Genomic DNA, 20,878 nt, shown 5'->3' on the forward strand with positions numbered 1-20,878 from the left:
ATCATCTAGGAGTTTTTATGAAGAACCTGACCGTCGCTCCACGCACCACCCATCAGACCCTGCTTTATTCGGAGCTGATGACCGACCTGGAAAATCTGCAACAGGCGGATATTGCAGTGCTTGGCATGCCTTTTGGTGCGCCCTACGGCCCACGTTCCTATACCAATGACCAGACCAATGCGCCCCTGGCCATTCGTCAACTCACCGACCGCATGGTGCGTGATCCACGGCATTACGATTTCGATATCGATGGCCCGCTGCTGCAAGGGCGTAGCGACATCCGCTTCATCGACTGCGGCGACGTGTTGCCCGACGTCGCCAACCCGGGTGAGCACTATGTGCGCGCCGAGCAGGCCGTGCGCCAGATTCTCAAAGCAGGTGCGCTGCCCATTGTTCTTGGCGGTGACCACGGCATTACCACCCCGGTTCTACGCGCCTACGACAGCCTCGAGGAGCCGATCACCATCATCCATATCGATGCGCACCTTGACTGGCGCGACGACGTGAACGGGGTCCGGGAAGGGTTGTCCAGCCCGATCCGTCGTGCTTCCGAAATGGCCCATGTCGGCCGTATCTTCCAGATCGGCTTGCGCGCTCAGGGCAGCGCACGCCCTGAAGACCTCGAGGTTGCGCGCGAGTATGGTGCGCAGCTGATCAGCGCCTACGAATTGCATGATATCGGCATGGACGCGGTGCTTGCGCGTATACCCGATGGTGGCAACTACTACTTGACCATTGATGCCGACGGCCTGGATCCAAGCATCATGCCCGCGGTAGATGGCCCGGCCCCCGGTGGCGTGACCTTTTTGCAGGCACGCAAGCTCATCCACGGGTTGGTGAAAAAGGGCCGGGTAGTCGGCATGGATATCGTCGAAATCCAACCGGGCAAAGACAACGCAAGCAACCTCACCTGCGTGACTGCGGGCCGCTTGATTGTCAATCTGATCGGCGCCTCTATCCGCGCGGGGTATTACGACAAATGAGTCAGTCCATAGCCGCTGTGCAATCGTTCGCGCCTGTTGCCGCCGAGGTTCAGTCTGCCTGCATCAGAATGCGCGGAGTTAGCAAATGGTACGGCAACCTGCAAGTCCTCAAAGACTGCTCGACCCACGTCAGCAAAGGCGAAATTGTCGTGGTGTGCGGGCCGTCGGGTTCAGGCAAATCGACATTGATCAAGACGGTCAACGGCCTGGAGTCTTTCCAGAAAGGCGAGATCCTGGTGAACGGGCAGTCGATCGGCAGTGCGAAAACCGACCTGCCAAGGTTGCGCCAGCAAGTGGGCATGGTGTTTCAGCATTTCGAGCTGTTCCCCCACATGTCAATCATCGAGAACCTGACGTTGCCACAAACCAAGGTGCTCGATCGTCCGGCACAGGACGCCACTGCCAAAGGCCTGGCGTTGCTCGAGCGAGTCGGCCTCAGCGCCCATGCCGACAAGTATCCGGCACAGCTCTCAGGTGGTCAGCAACAGCGGGTGGCCATCGCTCGGGCGCTGTCGATGGATCCGGTGATCATGCTCTTCGACGAGCCCACTTCGGCGCTGGACCCGGAGATGATCAACGAAGTGCTGGACGTGATGGTGGCGCTGGCCAGGGACGGCATGACGATGATGGTGGTCACCCATGAAATGGGCTTTGCACGACGTGTGGCCGACCGGGTGGTGTTCATGGAGGAGGGGATGATCATTGACGATACAACCTCTGAAGCGTTCTTCAACGGGACGTCTTCAGAGCGGGCAAAGCTGTTTCTGTCGAAAATACTGGGGCACTGAGTCCTGCGGTGTATCCAGTGTTCTACAAGGAGTGTTCAACCAGGCGTCAGTCGCGGACAACGACCGGTTCGTTGTCCGCGTGCCGCCACCTTATTCGATTCGCGGATGCTGCTGCACGAGATGCTCGCGTTTAGCTTCCAGCTCGGCGATCTGTGCGTCGATGTCCTCGATCTTCTGTTCGATGTTGTCGTGGTGTTCCTGCAGCAGTTCGTGCGCTTCCTCAATGTCGGAAGCCGCCGGAGCTGCTCCACGCAAGGGTTTGTTCGCCGTTTCTTTCATCGTCACGCCGGTAATCAGCCCCACCACCGCAATCACCATCAGGTAGTAGGCCGGCATGTACAGGTTGTGGGTGCTTTCCACCAGCCAGGCGACGATGGTAGGCGTCAGGCCCGCGATCAATACCGAGATGTTGAAGGCGCTGGCCAGTGCGCTGTAGCGGATGTGGGTGGGGAACATCGCCGGCAGGGTGGACGCCATCACGCCGATGAAGAAGTTGAGCAGCACCGCCAGCATCAGCAATCCGGAGAAGCTCAGGCCGAGCTTGCCGCTGTTGATCAGCACGACCACGCCCGCGCCGAAGACGAAGCCGGCGATCGAGCCGAAGTCCAGCCAGCTGCCGAGGATGCCGCGCTTGCGATCCGGGGCATATTCGGCGACGAAGATCGAGGCGCCGGTGTATTCGCCGCCCACCGAAAACCCTTGAGCCATCTTGGCCAGCAGCAGGAGGATGGGCGCCCAGATGCCGATCGTGGCATAGGACGGTATCAGCCCGATGGCGAAGGTGCTGAGCGCAATCCGATCGGCTTGACGTCTTTCGCAGGCGATTTCATGCGAGCCACTCTGTCACTGATCTGTCTTGCCGCAAACCGCTGAGCCCGGTGCGGCGCAGGCTGGACGGACCTCCCTTGGCCGATGCCACGTTTTAATGGCACGGCTTGTTCAAGATCAGATACTGGAAGATAGGCAAAAATTCACCTCTCGCCGTTATTTTTTGCTCGCGGCAACAACGCCACCGATCACCAACTAAGCGGCTCGCTCCAGTGCATCCAGCAAATCAACGAATTCCATCGAGAGTTTATGACGCGGTGCCAAATGGATAAGGGGTACAGATGCTTCGTGGGACTCGCGCATTTTAACCGAGCTGCTCAAATAAACCGGTAGCACGGGAAGACCCTCTACCAGCATTTCGTTGACAAGCGTCTGGTGCAGGCCGGTGTGTGCGACAAACTGATTAACCACCACCCCCTCTATTTGCAGCGATTCGTTGTGATCCATGCGCAGCTCTTCTACTTGAGCGATGACACTGTTCACAGCCTGCCGGGAAAAGCTGTCGCAATCATAGGGAATCAACAACCGATCGGCAGCGACCAGGGCGCTGAAGGTGAAAAAATTCAGCGAAGGCGGGGTGTCGATATAGATACGCTCGTAGTCCTCGGAAAGCTCGACCAGCAATCTACGCAGCTTGTTGATCTTGAACTTGCGCTCAAGTTTTGACTGGAGATCTGCAAGATCCGGACTGGCGGTCACCAGATGGAGGTTCTTGTAGGACGTCTCGGTTATGGCTACTCGACATTTTTTGTTGGCAAAGCCCCCCGACAGTGTCTGTCTGAAGAAGTCGGCAATACCCGTGGGAATGTCGTCGTTGAGCAGGCCTGTGAGGTAGTGAGTCGAATTCGCCTGGGGATCGAGATCAACCAGCAGTGTCCGGTAGCCTTGCGCTGCACTCACAGCGGCAAGATTGCAGGCGATGCTGGATTTTCCAACACCACCTTTTTGATTGAAGACAACACGACGCATGAGGGCAGTTCATCCGTGAAGGAGGCCTGAAGCCAGGTTATGTAAGCGGATGAGTGCAATATATGACTGTTAGGTTTCAGTTTTAAGACAAGTTGTTGAATCAGTTGGAAAATGGCTGGCGCAGGCGTTCTCGCCCCCGAGCGCTACCCGCTACAGCCACCGGAAAAAGGTCTCGACTGGCGGGCTATACAAGACCGACAAACGACAGAATAACCAGGACGATCACAACGGCCCCAACGATGTAGATGATATTGTTCATGACGACCTCTCTATCTCGAGTGGATGTACGACACCAGCGTGTCTAATACAAATGACACCGTGCCTGCCGGTTCCGTTCCGCAAACCGATTTGGCGGCGGGCACCTGAAATCGCGGCCCAATCAAATCGCGGCCCCATCAAAGCAATGTTCCATTGGCGATTTTACGAACCTTCTCGCATCGCAGACTGTCGATTGATAGACCTCTACTCAAGTGCGAATCTGCAATGGATGCGACTTGATGAGTAAAAGTAAACACGCTGACTTCATGCAAGTCGGCGTTTTTAGTGTAACGTTAGGATAACAGTCACGGAGAGAGTTCCCATGTCCAAACTCGCAGAATTTCGCCAACTTGAAAAACACCTTGCCGAGCAGCTTCAAGCGCTTGAAGCCTTGAAAGGTGACGCTGGCCTGAAGCAGGAAATCGAATTCGAAACCAAGCTGCGCGCACTGCTCGCCAAGTATGGCTACAGCTTGAAAGACATCGTCAATCTGCTTGATCCAAACGCCGGTCGCCGTGCACCCGCTGCCGAGCCTAAAACAGGCAATCGCAAGCCTCGCCAGGTGAAAATCTATAAAAACCCGGAGTCTGGCGAAGTCGTGGAAACGAAGGGCGGCAACCACAAGATATTGAAAGAGTGGAAAGCGAAATACGGTTCCGACACGGTTGAGTCCTGGCTGTCGTAGGAACAAGCTTGCTCGCGATGGACGTTAACGATAACGCGTTTTTTCTGAATATACGCGCCGCCCTTCAGACCATCGCGAGCAAGCTCGCTCCTACACGGGGATAACAACCTTAGCGCCCACTGGGCAGGGGCGCTCGGGTTTCGATCTGTACAAGGCTTACCCGAAAAGTCGTGTAAGTATCGCCGTCGGCCAGATAGAGGTCACTGTGGTAGGCCTCTACCGCGCCTTTGATCTGCACTTTCAAGCCGTTGGCCATACGGCGAATGACAACATCCTTCAAGTCTGTGTCGGAAATCAGAAACGGACGCTTCTTGCCCAGGCGTACTTTCATCACCTCGTTACTTGAATCGTAATCATCGACATAAAAGTTCAGCGTCTTGGGTTCTGAGGTGTGTCTGGGGTTCTGAACGACGTAAATCCACTGCCCGGGTATGAAGTTCTGCTTCATGACTATTTCCTTCGGATGCTCCGGAGCATTCAGGAGGGCGTAGGACACCACCGCTACAAAGCCCAACAGTAAAGCCCAGGCAAGGTACATTTTCCTTCTGGCCCGAGATGGTTTCGGTTCAGTCATGTGCCACTCTTTCGATCGTGATGGCTTGCACCTGGCAAGTGATGTTCAGCACTCTATTTTGACATTTAATCCCCATGGTTCACACGCAGGTGTGGTTCTACCGATCCATTACGGACATTGCAGCATCGATTTTTTGCTCGCTTTTGCTAGAGCCATCGATAGCGTTCACTCCCGTGGCTCGGCCACCAACAGCAACGACTGCGGCATCGGACTTTGCGGGTGCTGTGGCTCTTGCAGGCCGACCAGGCGAAAACCGGCCATGTCCAGCGCATTGAACCAGCTGGACAAGGTGCGCAGGTACCACGGCATGGGTTGCCACTGACCCTCGAACCCGGCAAAGGCTTCTTCCCGCCAACCGTCCTGATAGTCGCCCGCCGCCGCGGTCCATGGGTGCAGCGTCTGGATCACCAGCGCGCCGCCAGGGGCGAGCAGGGCGTCCATGGCGGCGAGCAGCGGGATGATGTCCTGGTGCAGCAGCGCGAAGTTGGCGCAGATCAGGTCGTAGCCGCTGCCGATGTCCGCTTTGCCCTCCGCCAACGCTTCATAGCTCGCCAGGTGCACCGGCGAAGAGCCCGCCGCTCGCGCCGCCTCGACCAGCGTCGCATCGCCATCGACACCGACTGCGGTGATGCCTCGTTCAGCCAGCGTCCGCAACAGCCAGCCCTCGCCGCAGCCCAGGTCGAGCACGCGCTCCGGCTGGCGACCCAGCACCGCCAACAGAATGGCCTGGTCGGTGACCTTCAGGCGGCTTTCGATGGTGCCGGTACGGACGGCTTCGATCCAGAGCCGGGCGTTGTGGTGCCAGCTTTGGAGGAGGGTGGATTCGGGGGCGGGCATTTTGCTGTCCGGCATGGAGTTATTCACCTGGTAAAGCGCTGTTTGAAACGATAGCGGCTGCGGGGGCCAGATACCGTTATGCCGATGGAATCTTCGGCGCTGCCGTCGAGCAGGAAAAGCCCCGCCTCATACACAAAGCTGCGACGCGCCCGGTGAACGAGTCGTGCCGGTACGCACCTCTCTGGCGGTGCAGCCGAAGTGTTGACGGAAACTTCGAGTAAATTGAGCCTGATCACTGAAGCCCCAGCGCATGGCCAACTCGCCGATCGACAGATGGCAGTTGGGGTCGTGCAGGCCTCGATTGACCGCCTCCAGACGCCTCAGGCGAATCCATTCCCCGACGCTGTAGGGCGTACTGTTGAACAGTTTGTGCAGATAGCGCACTGACAGACCGCAGGCGTCGGCGATCATCGGCGGCGCCAGGTCGGGATTGCCCAGATGTCTTTCGACGTATTGCTCGATGCGTTGCAAGTGCAAGGCGGTCAGGTTGGAGCTTTCGCTGCTGAGTACCCGCTCATCATCGCGCAGCGCCATCAATAACGTTGAAAGCGCTTGCTCCAGCAGCATGTGGCGGGCCGCCTCGTTACATTCATCGAAACGAGCGGCGCACATGGCCAACTGGTCGACAAAGATCCGACCGAGCGCGCGCTTGGCATCGAAGCACAAGCGTGTGTAGCGCTCGGCACCGCGCAGTTGGCCATGGAGCGCGCGCTCCGGGAGCTTGAACACCCACAAATCGTTGTCGCTGGCATAGTGGAAGCGGTAGGGCGCATCGCCACGTTCGAAGATGAATCCTCCGGGCTGGCAATGCAGTTCCCGGCCGTCCTGCTCGAAATGTACTTCGCTGCGACGCGGCACGGTGACGAGGTAGCAGGCGTCGTGATCTTCACTGACCTGGGCCTTGCTGCGCGAATAGCCAAGCTGACTGGAGCGCAAGCGTGACAGCGTCAGCGGGGTAGTGGCGGTTTCCCAGATTTGCAGGCTGCCGCTGAAGGTGGCGTTGGGCGCGAACTCCAGCGAAAGTGGAAAATAAGCACAGGCGATCGCGTCCGCCCACAGTGGCTGGCGTTGACTGTCGGACCAGGAGCGGGTGGAAAGTTTGGTCGCCATGGCTGCCCTCGTATGATTTTTGTTCTGAGGACGGTGCCGAGGAACAATCCGTCGGCACCGTGGGTTGCCATCATTTGCCAATGCTTACGGACGGTCAATCACCAGGTGTCAGTCGGTAGGTGGCCGAGGGGGCAAGCGTTGCCAGCCAGCCAGGTGGCACGACGATGTTGGTCGTGGCCTCTTCGATCACGCAAGGGCCGTGTACCGTTTGCCCGGATTGCAGCCGATCACCGTTGTACACTGGCGTTTCCTGCCAGGACGATTGCGCGCTGAACAGCATCGACCGGTAACCGCTCGCGGCAGGTGTGACCTCTTCGGCAGGTGGTGGCAGTTCCGGCATGGGCGGGCGTTGCAGGCGTGCGATCACGGAGCACTCGAGGTTCACCAGTTCTGCCGGACTCTCAGGCTCGCTGTAGGAAAACAGGGCCTTGTGGCGAGTATGGAATGCCTCGCGCAGGGTGAGCAGGCCGGCATGATCCAGTTGATCGCAGGCCAACTCAACGCTGCATTCGTGGATCTGGCCGAGGTAGCGGATTTCCAGGTTGTACAGGCACTCAACGTTGTCCCCGGCGTCGAATCCATCGTCGCGCAGATTGTTCATGCCGCGTTCGCGCAGGTCACGCAAGGTCTGGTTGAGCAGGGGCAAGTTGACCAGGTCGTCGTCAAGGCGCATCGCAAGCGTGGTCAGCTGGTCATAGCGGATGTCTGAAAGAATCTGCCCATACGCGCACAGTCCGGAAGCGACTTTCGGGATGAGCACCACCCGGCTGCCGATCTCCTCGGCCAGACGCATGACATGCATGCCCGCAGCCCCGCCCGCGCCGATCAGGGCGAAGTCCCGCGGATCGTAACCACGCTCGACCGACACCCTTCGAATGCCACTGACCATGTTCAGGTTCACCAAGGTGATGATGCCAATGGCCGCGCGTTCAACGCTGATGCCTAAAGGCTCGGCAATCTTGCGCTGGATGGCCTCGATCGCGGCCTTGCGATCGAGCCGGATGCTACCGCCCAGCAGCGCGCCGTCGGCCAGGTAGCCGAGCACCAGATTGGCGTCGGTGACGGTTGGCTCGGTGCCACCCTTGCCGTAGCACACCGGTCCAGGGTTGGCACCGGCACTGCGCGGGCCGACCTGGAGCATGCCGAAGTCGTCGAGAAAGGCAATCGAGCCGCCGCCGGCACCCAGGGTTTCCACTTGAATCATCGGCACACCGATGCGGTATCGCAGGAAATCAGTGTCCTTGCTGAAGTTGGTGCGCCCTGACTTGCTCAAGGTGATGTCGAACGAGGTGCCGCCCATGTCCACGGTGATCACGTTGTCGATGCCGAACGGCTGTGCAACGCATAAGCCGGCTTGCGGCGCGGACGCCGGGCCCGAGTTGATCGCGTTGACTGCACGTTCACGCATCACCATGCCGGGCGCCAGGCCACCGTTGGATTGGAAGTAGCGAGTCGGCTGCTGCGCGCCGAGCTCTTCGAACAAGGCGTCGATCCGTTCGATGTAGCGGCCCATGACCGGGCTCAGGTAGGCGTTGACCACGGTAGTCGACGTGCGGGTGTATTCACGGATTTGCGGGAACACTTCATTGCCGGTGCAGACGAACACGCCCGGCAAGGCTGCTCGCACCATCTCGGCCGCGCGTTGTTCGTGGCTCGGGTTGCGCACAGACCAGACGAACGAAATGGCCACGGCTTTGACGTCCTGCTCGCGAAAATAGTCGATCGCTTGAACAATCGCCTGTTCATCGAGCGCAGCGTATTCGCTGCCGTCGCTGATGATCCGGCCGCGAATGGGCCGACGCAGATGCCGCGGCACTAACATATAGGCCGGCGGATAACTGGCATCGTAGCGGTGTCCGTCTTCCTTGTGTCCCAGGCGAATTTCCAGGCTGTCTTCGTGCCCGTCGGTACACAGCAGACCCACCTTCACCCCGGTTTTTTCAATCAGGGCGTTGAGGGCCACGGTGGTGCCGTTGATGCACAGGTCGCAGTCGCCAATGATTTCAGCGGGCGTGCGACCGATGGCGTCGGCGATCTGGGCCAGGCCGTTACGGATGGCGAGGGTGCCATCCTGGGGGGTTGACGGTGCCTTGAACAGCTGCACGTTGCCACTGCGATCAGCCAGGATGAAATCGGTGAAGGTGCCGCCGGCGTCGATGCCCAGACGATATTGTTGTTTGGTCATGATGAGGGTTTCCAGATTGCTCAGAGGGGCCGGGTTCGATTAATGGGTGGCACGGCAGGCGTGGGTCGCGGCTTCGTCGACCAGGCCATTGCTTTCGATCACCACGCCATACTCCAGGCGCGCGCCTTCACGGGACACCAGGCCGTTACGCACGTCGTTCAATACACTGGCGATCGGACGCCGCAGGGGATTACCGTAGCCACCGCCCCCGGGGTTGATGTTGATCACCCGTTCGCCAGGCTGAGCAGTGAGTTGCGCGTTGTAGATAAACTGCTGTTCTTCGCCGTCGACCTTGCGGTGAATCAACCGGCCCAACTTGGGTTCGAGCATGATGTTGGTGGCACCCGCGGCACCCGATGTCGGCAGTTGCCGACCCTCACCGAAGCCGACCACGGTCATCGGGTGATTCAGTGGTTCGATCTCGATGCGGGTCCCCGAACCACCACGAAACTCACCCGCGCCGCCGCTATCGGTCATCAGGCTGTAGCGGTGAATCAGGATGGGGTAGGCGTGCTCCAGCAACTCGATATCGCCGGACATCAGTGCGCCGAAACAACACAACGGACCGCATGCCGGCCAGCCGTCCATGGCCTTGTTGGCGCCGGCGCCGGAGATGATCGAGGCAAGGACCATGGTCACGTACTCGTCGTTGCCATTGCGCGGATCATGGCCTGCAATGTTGATTCCGCTGGCGTGGCCCCAGGAGGCGGTGACGCGTTCCGGCGCGGCTTGCTCCAGTGCCTGACGCACCGCGTCGGCCAGGGTTTCCATCGGTGTGGTGGTGCTGTTGACGTGCGGCGCGGGTTCCTGCGCATTGCACAAGGTGCCCGGTGGGCCGAGGTCGACGGATACGCAGCGGTACAAGCCTTCGTTGTACGGCGGCGGCACCTGGGCAAACATCATCAGCCCCAGGTAGACCCCGGACACCGAGTTGCCGGCGTAAGAGTTGATGAAGTAAGGAACTTGCGGTGGGCTCTGGATCAGGATGTGAGCCTCGTCGCCACGGATTTCCACCTGCGCCGTGATCGACAATTCGCCCAGCCCGTGGCCCGAGTCCTCAAGCACTGCGGTGCCCGTGTAGCACCCATCCGGGACGTCGCGCAGCAAGGCACGCATGTGACGGTCGGCCATGTCTTTCAATTCGGCGATGCACGCGCGCACCTGTTCCACGCCATAGCGATCGAGCAGTTCGAGCAAGTGCCGTTCACCGACATTGCACGCGCCGTATTGGGCGTTGAGATCGCCTTCCTGATAGGCGCGGGCGCGCATGTTGGTCAGCAGCAGGTTGATCACGTCTTCACGGCGCTTGCCTTGTGACCAGAGCTTCACTGGCGGGATGCGCAAACCCTCGGCGTAGATTTCCCTGGCATCCGGGTTGTAGCCGGCGGGCACCGGGCCGCCGATGTCGGTCAGGTGGCCTTTGCATACCGCCCAGAACACCAGCTCGCCTTTGTAGAACACGGGTTTGTACATGCAGCAGTCGAGAATATGGCTGCCCATGTAGGCGGGGTCGTTGTGGTAAATCACATCGCCTTCCTGGACGTCATCGCCGAAGAAACCGGCGACGCATTTCATCGCCGGAATCAGCGAGCCGAGATGAATCGGGATGTCCTGACCTTGCAGGATCATTTCCGGAAGGTGGTCGAAGAGGGCATTGGAGTAGTCGTGAGCCAGGTTGAAAACGCTCGAACGACCGGTTTTCTCCAGGGTGATGGTCATTTCGCGCTGCGCGGTTTCGAGTGCGCCTCGCACGACGGCCAGGGTGATCGGATCTACTGTGCTCATGGGTCACCAGAAATCTTGTTGTTATCAGGTGGAGGTCAGGACGAACGTCTAACCCACGGCACAAAATTACGCGCTCGAACCCGTGTCTGGCTTGGCGCCGAGTGCACTGGTTGTTGATCCCCAGTGCACGGGTTACTGCGCATTGTTCCTGGCGCTTGCGATGACAGGGCTAGAACCGGTTGACAGCCATTTTCCTCAAGGGCAAACTGTCCACAGTCTTCAGTCCACAGATTGAATCATGCTTCTCCTGCAAGGACAGCCGACCGAAAGCGGGCACAAGCACCCGCTGTGCGAGGTACGAATGTAGAAAAAAAGAATAAGAGAAATGCACTTACCGTGATAATTCATTTATTCGCGTCCATCGCGATGCACACGGTAACCACCGCATAAAAAGTATTTAAGAACTGCCCCCGAAAAACTTTAGATTTATAATAAAGCGGAGCGCCTTATGCGTGAGGACAATATTGTAGGTGTCGACATTGGCGGTACTTTTACCGACTTCGTGTCATACGACGCCACAACTGGCAAGATTGAAAACTGGAAAAATCTAACGACTCCAGCCAATCCTATCGATGGTGTTTTGGAAGGGCTATCCAACATCGAGTCGATGGCAACCGTTAACAAGATTCGTCTGGGCACCACGATTGCGACGAACGCACTGTTAACGCGAAAAGGCGCGAAGGTTGCCTACGTCACCACTAACGGCTTTAAAGATGTGCCGTTTATCCAGCGTGGTGACCGCCGCAGCCACTACGACATCACTTGGATCAAGACCAAGGCATTCGTTAGTCGAGCCGATTGCTATGAAGTTGCCGAACGTATCAGCGCCCTGGGTGAGGTAGTACTTCCTCTGGATGAGCTCTCGGTGCGCAAGGTCGCGCAGGCCATTCGCAACGATGGCACCATCGAAGCTATCGCCGTCTGCACCCTGTTCTCATACGTCAATCCAAAGCATGAGGACCGCATTGCGCAGATTCTGGCTGAAGAGCTGCCTGATATCCCTATTTCGTCTTCGTTTCACGTACTTCCGAAGTGGAAGGAATACGACCGCGCATCCACGACTATCGCTGATGCTTTTCTCAAGCCGATCGTTCAGGAAAGCTTCGCACGTATAAAGACTTGCCTCGATGATCTGGGTATCGGCGATAAAGTCGGCGTCATCAAGTCCAATGGCGGCGAATCCAGCATCTGGGGCGCAGCGGCTACTCCCGTACAGATGGCGTTGTCCGGACCAACGGGTGCCGTAGTCGCCACCCGTACTGTCGCTGAACTCACCGGGATCAAAAACCTGGTCGTGTTCGACATGGGTGGCACGTCGACCGACTGTGCAACCGTGGTCAACGGCCAGGAAAACATCACCACCGACTTTGAAATCGAGTGGGGGATTCCGATTCAGGTGCCGATGATCGACGTTCATACCATTGGTGCTGGTGGCGGCTCCCTGGCATGGATTGATAAAGGTGGCCTGTTGCGAATGGGCCCGCAGTCTGCGACCTCCGTTCCTGGTCCTGCCTGCTATGGTCGTGGTGGCCTTGAAGCAACCGTGACCGATGCGAACGTGGTGTTGGGTCGCATCAACCCTGATTTTTTCCTCGGCGGACGCATGAAGCTCGATGCCAGCGCCGCCCATCGTGCGGTTGCGCGGATTGCCGACAAGCTCAATATGGCCGTTGATGAAGCGGCCATGGCGATGCTCCAGATCGCCAATAACAACATGCTGGGTGCGCTGCGCACGGTGCTGTTGCAACGCGGTCTGGACCCTCGCGACTTCACCCTGTTGTCATCCGGTGGCGCAGGGCCGGTTCACATCTGCGACCTGCTGGAAATCAGCGGCATCCCTCAAGGCCTGGTGCCTAACTATCCCGGCCAGTTCTCGGCATTCGGGTTCATCATGACCAATGCTCGTGTCGACAAGCAGCGAACTATCCAACAGGTCTCCACGCGGTTCGACGCGATCGCTGTCGATGAAGCGATGACCCATCTGGTGAGCAGTGCGGTCAGTGAGCTCACCGAACAGGGTTACGTTGACAACATCCATGTTCAACGCTCCATCGAAGCGCGTTACCTCGGTCAGAATCATGGACTGGAACTGCCGGTGGACGAGGCATCGATCGATACCGAGTCTGCAGCCCGGTTGTGGCAGAAATTCCATGAGATTCACCAGGCCCGGTTTGGCTTCTCCACGCCTGGCGAAACCATTGAGCTGGTGACCATCAAAGCGGTGGCAATCGCATCTTGCGAGAAACCGCACATTGCGACCCTGGCGCTTGCCGAAAAGCCCGCCAAAGCCAATTCCAGTCGCAAGGTTCGCTATGAGGGCGGTTGGATCGATACGCCGGTGTATGAGCGCGAAACGTTGCTCCAGAACCATGTGATCACAGGACCGGCGATCATCGAAGAAAGTGCCTCGGTCACGATCCTGCGACCCGATCAGCAAATTCGCGTAAACGAATACGGCTACATGCTCGTAACTGCAAAATCCGCGGAGGGCAAGTAATGGATATGGTAGCGATGAGTATTCTCGACTCGACGATGGTATCGATCTGTCGAGAAATGGGAATTACCCTGCAGAAGACCTCCTACTCCACGATCTTCAACGAAGCGCTGGACTTCACCTGCGGTCTGGCCGACAAGCAGGGCAATCTGATTGCGGTCGCCGATTTTTGCCCCGCCATGATTGGTGGGATACCGCTTTTGGTGAAGTCGTGCTTGAAGGAAATCGACGTGGTGTCCCTCAAAGAAGGCGACATCATCCTCCACAACGACCCCTACCGTGGCGGCCTCCACACGCCTGAACACACCTTCTTCAAGCCAATCTTCTTCCATGGCGAGCTGCAAGGCTGGGCAATCGCTATTGGTCATATCGCTGAAGTCGGTGGCATGGCGCCGGGCGGTTTCCCTGGCGAGGCTACGGAAATCTTCCATGAAGGTGTGCGTGTTCCTCCGGTGAAGATCAAATCCGCCGGCGTCGATAACAACGATATCTGGAAGCTGTTGCTGGCCAACGTTCGTACACCCCGGACCAACTATGGCGATCTACGCGCCTTGATTGCAGCTGTAGATCTGGGCGAACGCCAGATGCGCGATGTGCTTGAGAAATACGGCGTCAGTGATGTCCAGCAGATCATTGGCGACCTGCTCGATTACGCAGAACGTCGCATGAAAGCCGAAATCGACGCCATTCCCGACGGTATCTACTCCTTCGAAGATTCTGTGGAGAGTGATGGTGTAACCCCGAACAAGACCTACCGCATCGCTGTGGAAGTTCACGTTCGTGGCGATCAAATCATCATCGACTACACAGGTTCTTCGCCACAGGCGCGTGGTCCGATCAATGCAACACTAGGGGTATCGACGTCAGCTGCCTATAACGCAGTCCTGCATATGACGGACCCATCGATACCGCGCAATAGTGGATGTTTCCGTCCGATCAAAGTGCTTTCGCCTCCCGGCACTATCGTGAACGTGGATTTCCCGGCGCCTTCGGTCGGGGGTAACACGGAGACACATCCACGCATCACCGGCGCAATTCTGGGCGCCATGGCAACCGCGGTTCCCAATCGAGTCATGGCTGCCGAAGGCGCAACCCATTGCAACTTCGTATTCGGCGGTGTGGATGCAGCCAGCGGCGAATACTTCGCCTGTTATGACCTGGAAACCGTGGGCTGGGGCGGGCGCGCTTTCGCAGATGGGAACGACGCTGTCGACTCGATCAACGGCAACTGTCGTACCACGCCTGTCGAAGTCTTCGAGACCCGGTTCCCATGGCGTGTCGAGTGTCTCGCTCTGGATGCGGACTCCGGCGGTGCAGGCGAATTCCGAGGGGGGTTGGGTTACACCAAACAAATGCTTTGCCTGAATGAAACCATCACTGTTTCGCAAATGACCGACCGTCATTTCACCAAGCCCTGGGGCTTGGACGGCGGTCTGGAAGGTGGCTGTGGTGCCACCCTTGTCCAGAAAAATGGTTCACACAAGTGGGAAACGATGTGCGAAGCGTACGGGAAGATTTCCACGAGCCGTTATTCGAACGTCGACATCCATGAAGGGGATCGGGTCAAGTTGATCACCCCGGGTGGTGGCGGCTTCGGCAGTCCGAAAAAACGAGCGCCGGAGTCCGTCGAACGCGATCTGCGCGATGGCTATATCTCACTCGAATCTGCAAGGTCGAATTACGGATACACGGGGAACTGAAGATGAAATTCTCAGAAAACGGTCTCTACATCGAACGTTACGTGAAATGCGCTAACTGCGGCGTCCTGATCTACGAACAGGATGCGCCGACGAAGGTTAAAGTCGACGGCAAGGAATTCTGTTCCGACTGGTGTGTTAAATGGAGCGCTGAGCGTCAGCAGCGGCGCGCTTCGAAGTAAAAATATTCGGCGGGGCTGTTACAGCCCCGTCCGATGGATAGGAAAAAAGATGGAAAAGGCTAACTTCAAAAGTATTGACCAGATGAAACCCGAAGATTGGAAGCTGATTTCCTCTTTCGAAACCGACGAACATAAACATATGCCTGAGCTGGTGATCAAACACCTGCAACTCCTGGGGCAGGGTGAGCAGCCCTACCAGATTGACCGACTGCAGCATTCGCTGCAGACGGCCACTCGGGCGAAGCGTGACGGCGCCGATGATGAAATGGTTCTGGCTGCGCTAGTCCATGATATTGGTGACACACTCGCACTGTACAACCATGCCGAATTGGCGGGTGCGCTGATTAAGCCTTATGTGTCCGAAAAAACCCATTGGATTGTACTTAATCACGACGTCTTCCAAGGGTTTTATTACTGGGAGAACCTGGGGTGGGACAAAAATACTCGCGAGAAATTTCGTGGGCATCCTTGGTTTGATGAGTGCGACAAATTCTGTCGTGAATGGGATTGTCCTTCGTTCGACCCGGAGTACGATACCTTGAGTCTTGAAAGCTTTACCCCCTTGATCGAAACGATATTCTCTCGAAAACCGTACTCGCACAAATAATAAATATACGCTTGAGCATTCCTGAAGAAACATTTAAGTAGTCGTTCTGCCCAAAAAACGTGTTTTAAACACCTCCTTCTATCACTGGAGTAATAAAAAATGGCGGGCCCAATTAAAAGTAACGGCGGCGCAGGGCAACCTGTGGCCGTGGTGCGACTTGACGAGCGTATTAATAAAGTATCGCTGTCCATGGCGTGGTGGGCAGTGTGCAGTGCAATGTTCTACATTATTGTAGGCGGCGCACTTGCTTTGGAATACGGAACGTTCAATGCGATTACGGGAATGCTCCTTTCGGTCATTTCCTATGGCGTCATCACCTCCCTGATGGCCCGTCACGCCATTAAAACAGGTCATTCGGTGACCTCCTTCTCAGTAGAGCTTTTCGGCTCAAAAGGGGCCGTGCTCGCTGCGATCATCCTCGGGGCTACCGCCATTTATTACGCTGTATTCGAAGGGTCTGTCATCGCGCTTGCGATCAACCATCTCTTCCCCTCGATCAATCACACAGTCGCCGCTCTGATCGTCGTGGCCTATAGCGTCCCGTTGGTGTTGGGGAAAATCCAGGTCTGGCTCGACAAGCTCAATGGTGTGTTGCTACCGGTCTACGTCATAGGCCTTGTCGCAGCCGTGTGTATCTCCATATCCGAATATGGCTACTCAACCAATTGGATGACCTTTGGACCCGCCGAACCATCCCCTTACGGCTGGTGGAACTGCTTTGTGTACTACATGGGCATCTGGGTCCTCATGCTCTTCGCCTATGAGTATGCGAAGTTTGGCAAGCCTTCCGACGAGGCGTTTCACAGTAAATGGAATTTCGGCTTTTTATTTTACTTTGTGACGATAGTCATCAATGGGGCGTGTGGTATCTATCTGGTCAGCTCTGTGCCAAGCATCGAGAAGATCAGTGAAATTTCTGTAGTGCTGGCCATTCTGAGTTTACTTGGGTTCTGGGGACTGGTCTTTGTATGGGCAACACAGACCCGAATCAACTCAGCTAACTACTTCGTCGCTACCAGCAATCTGAAAACAATAGGGCAGTTCTTTGGCATTGGCTGGAAATGGGGCTGGTGGGCTGTCGTTGTAGGTGTATTGGTGTTTGTCCTCATGCTCGCCGATGTCTTCAAGTATCTGTTGGAAGCGCTCGCGTACCAAGGGATTATCGTTGTCGCCTGGGTGGGTGTCGCCCTGTCGAGAATCATTGAGGTTCGCAGGTTGGCGGATGGCGGTATCTCGGATGTTCCGTGCAAAACGGTAAACTATTGCGGGTTGACTGCGTGGTTGGTTGCCTCCGTCGTGGGCATAATCCTTATGAACTGCACAGGCCTGTTGGCAACATTTTCAGCGCCCGCGACAGCCATTGTTGCCTACGCGGTAATGCGTCTACTATCAAAGCGTCAAGGGGTAACTAGCCCAAGTATCAGCAAAGTAAATTGATTGTTGTTGCGTAGGCTTCTTACTATTTAAGGGGCCTACGTGACACCGACTACTTGAATTGACAGGGGGGGGATAAAAAGGCAAGCTAACTGTCCACAGTCGACAGTGCGCAATCTGTAACGCGATTCAGTTCGACCACGATCGTTATCTACATCGAAGACATAGCGGATCAACTTCAGATGAATCAGTTTCCATCCTCAGTTTCAAACGTCCCTACGAGCGAGCCAGGATCGTTCCCGGCACCGGTTGTCGACAGTAAAAGCTTGTCGGAGCAGGTGACCGAGTATCTGTACAAGCTGCTGGTCAGCGGCCAGCTGAAAGGGGGGCAGCGTGTTAATGAGGCTGAGTTGGCGCGGACGTTGAAGATCAGCCGTAACCCGATCCGGGAGGCGATCCGCAAGCTGGAAGAGCGCGGCTTGCTTATCTCCAGCCCACGGCGAGGCACTTTTGTCCGTTCGTTTTCGGAGTCGGACATCCAGGATATTTTCTCATTCCGGCTGGCTTTGGAGGAGTTTGCGGTTCGTCAGGCATTTCCCTACCTCACCGACGAGGATATCGAGGGTTTGGCTGCAATCGTCGGCCAGATGGAATCAGCGGCAAAAACAGGGCGTGAAATGGACCTTGTCGAACGCGACATCGCGTTCCACCAGCGAATTTGCGAGTTGTCGAGAAACACACAGACCATTCGGGCTTTTTCAAATATCTATGCAGAAATCCAGATTTCGATCAGCCTGGTTGAACATCGATTTGCAAGTCTGGAAGATGCGGCAGCGGATCATTGGCCTATTGTCGAGGCGTTTCGCACCAAGGATGAGCAAGCCATCATTGAATCGCTACGGTTTCATATAGGCGATTCCTGGAAAAGAATCAAGGAAGCTTACAACTTCTAATTTGTCCGCAGCAACACCTTGGCAATCTTAAGTGATAGTGCAGGGATTTTTTTTGTCTTGAGTTTGGTTTCTTTTATTTTTGTTGCGCATTCTGTTTGTTTGCTTAGGTGGAACTTATGTTTAATGTTGCAAGTCCCCATGCTTTCATATCCAACGCTGAATGGAGTGTCCGATGCGAACTGGCAGCCCTTTATCGATTGCTCGCTCATTTTCGAATGACGGACCTGATCGACACCCATATTTCGGTGCGCGCGCCAGGCAATGAAGGACTGTTTCTCATCAATCGCTATGGTGTCCTGTTCCACGAGATGAAAGCATCTGACCTGGTCAGGATTGATATCGGCGGCGATATCGTAGATCAGCTGCATGCTGCAGGGGCGGTCAACAAGGCTGGTTTTAACATCCACTCAGCTATTCACGGCGCTCGCCATGATGCTGTTTGCATCGTGCATACCCATACCTCGGCGGGCATGGCAGTAGCCGCTCAAGAGGAAGGTCTGCTGCCGATTACACAGCATGCATTAAAGTTCTATGGCTGCCTCAGTTATCATGATTATGAAGGCATCGCGCTCAACCCTGCTGAATGCCCGAGACTTGTCACTGATCTGGGTTCAAACATGGCAATGATTCTCAGAAACCATGGGTTGTTGGCTGTAGGAGGCTCTATTGCCGAAGCCTTCAATCAGATCTATTTTCTCGAGCGAGCTTGTCAAGCTCAGGTGGCTGCCTTGACTGGCGGGCAACGTTTGCGCGTCCCCGCCAAAGAGGTATGTGAGCTCACCGCCAGGCAGTCAGCCGATGAAATTCGCGATAATCTTCATCTCCTGGCCTGGGAAGCCGCGCTGCGTCTGATCGACGATCAAAAGTCTGAGTACTGTTCCTGATTACCTTTCTACATCGCCAAGGCGATACCCATCGAGGAAGCCGCTCGCCGGTATTTACCGGCGATGCAGGGAGTCGTGCGAAAGATTCAGGCACAGTTGGGGTAGTTTTTGCCAGCCATGCGGGCTGCTACTGATGCTCAATGCACGGCGAGTGGCTGACTTTCCATGGCCTCGGGTTGGGTGCGAATGATCATGAGCCCTGCCGCCGCAATCACCAATGGCACGATCAGCGCCGAGTAATAGCCCGCAGGACCACCATGTTCGAGAAACCAGCCACCGCTGGCCGATCCGATAATGGCGCCCACCCGACCCAGCGCAATCGCCCAGCCGGTTGCCGTGGCACGCAAGGCAGTCGGATAGGCCTGGGCAACCATGTAGTTCAACACGATTTGCTGACCGCCAATGCCCAAGCCCGCGCAGCCGGCGAGGATGAATACCAGTGTCCAGTTGTTGCCACTGTTGGCCAGTCCAATGCACAGGACAATGCCGAAGAGAAACAGGACCAGCAACAACAGCCGGGTGTTGATCTTGGGCAGGATGATCGAGAGTGGAATGGCACACACGACAAACACCGCGTTGACCGCAACCGTCCCCATGGGTGCCTGTTCCGCTGGTAATCCGGTGGCTTTGAGAACGGTGGGCAGCCAGGAGAGAAACATGAACCAGGCAACCCAGTTAAAGAGATAGACCGTCCATATGCCAAAGGTATTACGCGCCAGGCCACCACTGAACAAGGAGGTCACTCTGGTTTTTACGTCCATCTCCGGGACACTGTAAGTATTGTCGGGAGACACTGGGCGTTTGGTGATTCTGGCGACGATTCGCTCAATCTTTTGACGACCGATCACTGCTCGGTGCCTGGCCAGGAAATGCAACGACTCCGGCAGTGCGAACATCAATATCACCACCAGCGCCAGCGGCACGATACCACCGACGGCAAAGATGCCTTGCCAACCGATCGAGGGCAACATCCTGGCGGCCAACAATCCTCCAAGAATGGCCCCAGCGGGCAAGCCCAGTAACACCGTGGTCATGATCGTGCCACGATGCCTGGCGCTGCCGTACTCGGCCGCCAGCGACAGGACAACGGGTGTTGCGCCGCCCATGCCCAGCCCGGCGATAAATCGCAGCACCAGGATCTGCTCGGTCGTCTGGGCGAATGCGGTCGCCAGGGACGCCACGCCAAACAAGGCTACCGAGCCGATAATCGTCGGTCGTCGACCAAATTTATCGCCCAGCAAGCCCAATGCCATTGCCCCGAGCACCATGCCGACAATGCCTGCTGTCAGGATCGGCGCCAACGCTCCGGCTCCCAGTCCGAAGGCCTGGATGATCGAGGGGCCGGTGAAGGCAATCGCCTGGGTATCGAATCCATCCAGGATGGCCACCAGAAAACACAGGACAAAGACTCGCCACTGAAAAGCGCTGAGTCGAGTACTGTCGATCAACTCGGGAATGGAATAGCGAGTGCTCATGGCGACTCCTCTCAAAGGGCATTATTGTTGTTTTTTTCGCGCAGGCAGAGCCTGCCGAGTCACAGGCTAAGTGTGGGGCTCGCCAGGGTCTAATATCGTTTGGGTGCCGCACGATACCTGAGAGGTATGGCTGGCGGGCGCCAGCAACATGTCCCTTCCAGGGGACATCCCCCTGCGCGCCTGGATTTAGAGTGGCCCGAGACAAAACCT

The 20,878-nt window shown here is 56.7% G+C and carries 18 protein-coding genes; 10 read left to right on the top strand and 8 right to left on the bottom strand.

Translation table 11 applies throughout. The features are described from left to right. The first annotated feature begins 17 nt into the window (after positions 1 to 17). Both BZ163_RS25460 and BZ163_RS25465 read left to right on the top strand, forming a co-directional pair. The gene (locus BZ163_RS25460; RefSeq protein WP_128873149.1) at positions 18 to 983 is read left to right on the top strand and encodes an agmatinase; all 966 of its coding nucleotides are present in this window, start codon (positions 18 to 20) and stop codon (positions 981 to 983) included. Between the two features lie 68 nt (positions 984 to 1,051). Further along, positions 1,052 to 1,771: an amino acid ABC transporter ATP-binding protein gene (locus BZ163_RS25465; protein ID WP_224790958.1), complete on the top strand. Its 720-nt coding sequence runs from the start codon at positions 1,052 to 1,054 to the stop codon at positions 1,769 to 1,771. Positions 1,772 to 1,861: 90 nt separating this feature from the next. Here BZ163_RS25465 and BZ163_RS25470 read toward each other — a convergent pair whose 3' ends face one another. Further along, the gene (locus tag BZ163_RS25470) at positions 1,862 to 2,596 is read right to left on the bottom strand and encodes an MFS transporter (RefSeq protein WP_256579123.1); all 735 of its coding nucleotides are present in this window, start codon (positions 2,594 to 2,596) and stop codon (positions 1,862 to 1,864) included. A gap of 198 nt (positions 2,597 to 2,794) precedes the next feature. Then, positions 2,795 to 3,568 (bottom strand): ParA family protein, encoded by a 774-nt coding sequence (locus tag BZ163_RS25475; protein WP_128873152.1) that lies wholly within the window; start codon positions 3,566 to 3,568, stop codon positions 2,795 to 2,797. A 580-nt stretch (positions 3,569 to 4,148) separates the two neighbouring features. On the opposite strand from BZ163_RS25475, the gene BZ163_RS25480 reads away from it, so the two are divergent. Next, a complete protein-coding gene (locus BZ163_RS25480) occupies positions 4,149 to 4,511 on the top strand; it encodes a histone-like nucleoid-structuring protein, MvaT/MvaU family (protein ID WP_128873154.1) in 363 nt (120 codons plus the stop codon). A 109-nt stretch (positions 4,512 to 4,620) separates the two neighbouring features. On the opposite strand, the gene BZ163_RS25485 is transcribed toward BZ163_RS25480, so the two are convergent. The 5 genes from BZ163_RS25485 to BZ163_RS25505 form a co-directional block, all read right to left on the bottom strand. Continuing rightward, positions 4,621 to 5,085 (bottom strand): hypothetical protein, encoded by a 465-nt coding sequence (locus BZ163_RS25485; RefSeq protein WP_128873156.1) that lies wholly within the window; start codon positions 5,083 to 5,085, stop codon positions 4,621 to 4,623. Positions 5,086 to 5,250: 165 nt separating this feature from the next. Beyond that, positions 5,251 to 5,922 carry a bifunctional 2-polyprenyl-6-hydroxyphenol methylase/3-demethylubiquinol 3-O-methyltransferase UbiG gene (locus tag BZ163_RS25490; protein ID WP_128873193.1) on the bottom strand — a complete coding sequence of 224 codons (672 nt, stop codon included), beginning with the start codon at positions 5,920 to 5,922 and terminating at the stop codon, positions 5,251 to 5,253. A 126-nt stretch (positions 5,923 to 6,048) separates the two neighbouring features. Then, positions 6,049 to 7,032: a helix-turn-helix domain-containing protein gene (locus tag BZ163_RS25495; protein WP_128873158.1), complete on the bottom strand. Its 984-nt coding sequence runs from the start codon at positions 7,030 to 7,032 to the stop codon at positions 6,049 to 6,051. Positions 7,033 to 7,126: 94 nt separating this feature from the next. Then, positions 7,127 to 9,217 carry a hydantoinase/oxoprolinase family protein gene (locus BZ163_RS25500; protein ID WP_128873160.1) on the bottom strand — a complete coding sequence of 697 codons (2,091 nt, stop codon included), beginning with the start codon at positions 9,215 to 9,217 and terminating at the stop codon, positions 7,127 to 7,129. Between the two features lie 39 nt (positions 9,218 to 9,256). Next, the gene (locus BZ163_RS25505; RefSeq protein ID WP_128873162.1) at positions 9,257 to 11,002 is read right to left on the bottom strand and encodes a hydantoinase B/oxoprolinase family protein; all 1,746 of its coding nucleotides are present in this window, start codon (positions 11,000 to 11,002) and stop codon (positions 9,257 to 9,259) included. Between the two features lie 448 nt (positions 11,003 to 11,450). On the opposite strand from BZ163_RS25505, the gene BZ163_RS25510 reads away from it, so the two are divergent. The 7 genes from BZ163_RS25510 (at position 11,451) to BZ163_RS25535 (ending at position 19,193) form a co-directional block, all read left to right on the top strand. After that, on the top strand, positions 11,451 to 13,499 hold the full coding sequence (locus tag BZ163_RS25510; RefSeq protein WP_128873164.1) for a hydantoinase/oxoprolinase family protein: 2,049 nt from the start codon (positions 11,451 to 11,453) through the stop codon (positions 13,497 to 13,499). Between the two features lie 14 nt (positions 13,500 to 13,513). Further along, positions 13,514 to 15,196: a hydantoinase B/oxoprolinase family protein gene (locus BZ163_RS25515; RefSeq protein ID WP_228761549.1), complete on the top strand. Its 1,683-nt coding sequence runs from the start codon at positions 13,514 to 13,516 to the stop codon at positions 15,194 to 15,196. Between the two features lie 2 nt (positions 15,197 to 15,198). Beyond that, positions 15,199 to 15,375 (top strand): hypothetical protein, encoded by a 177-nt coding sequence (locus BZ163_RS34950; protein WP_161599979.1) that lies wholly within the window; start codon positions 15,199 to 15,201, stop codon positions 15,373 to 15,375. Positions 15,376 to 15,424: 49 nt separating this feature from the next. Next, a complete protein-coding gene (locus BZ163_RS25520) occupies positions 15,425 to 15,982 on the top strand; it encodes an HD domain-containing protein (protein WP_128873166.1) in 558 nt (185 codons plus the stop codon). A 99-nt stretch (positions 15,983 to 16,081) separates the two neighbouring features. Further along, a complete protein-coding gene (locus BZ163_RS25525) occupies positions 16,082 to 17,419 on the top strand; it encodes a cytosine permease (RefSeq protein ID WP_228761548.1) in 1,338 nt (445 codons plus the stop codon). Positions 17,420 to 17,598: 179 nt separating this feature from the next. Next, a complete protein-coding gene (locus BZ163_RS25530) occupies positions 17,599 to 18,309 on the top strand; it encodes a GntR family transcriptional regulator (protein WP_128873168.1) in 711 nt (236 codons plus the stop codon). Positions 18,310 to 18,425: 116 nt separating this feature from the next. Next, positions 18,426 to 19,193 (top strand): class II aldolase/adducin family protein, encoded by a 768-nt coding sequence (locus BZ163_RS25535; protein WP_128873169.1) that lies wholly within the window; start codon positions 18,426 to 18,428, stop codon positions 19,191 to 19,193. Between the two features lie 137 nt (positions 19,194 to 19,330). On the opposite strand, the gene BZ163_RS25545 is transcribed toward BZ163_RS25535, so the two are convergent. Further along, the gene (locus tag BZ163_RS25545; protein ID WP_128873171.1) at positions 19,331 to 20,668 is read right to left on the bottom strand and encodes an MFS transporter; all 1,338 of its coding nucleotides are present in this window, start codon (positions 20,666 to 20,668) and stop codon (positions 19,331 to 19,333) included. Positions 20,669 to 20,878: the final 210 nt, after the last annotated feature.

Source organism: Pseudomonas sp. VI4.1 (genome assembly GCF_002029345.1).
GTDB lineage: Bacteria > Pseudomonadota > Gammaproteobacteria > Pseudomonadales > Pseudomonadaceae > Aquipseudomonas.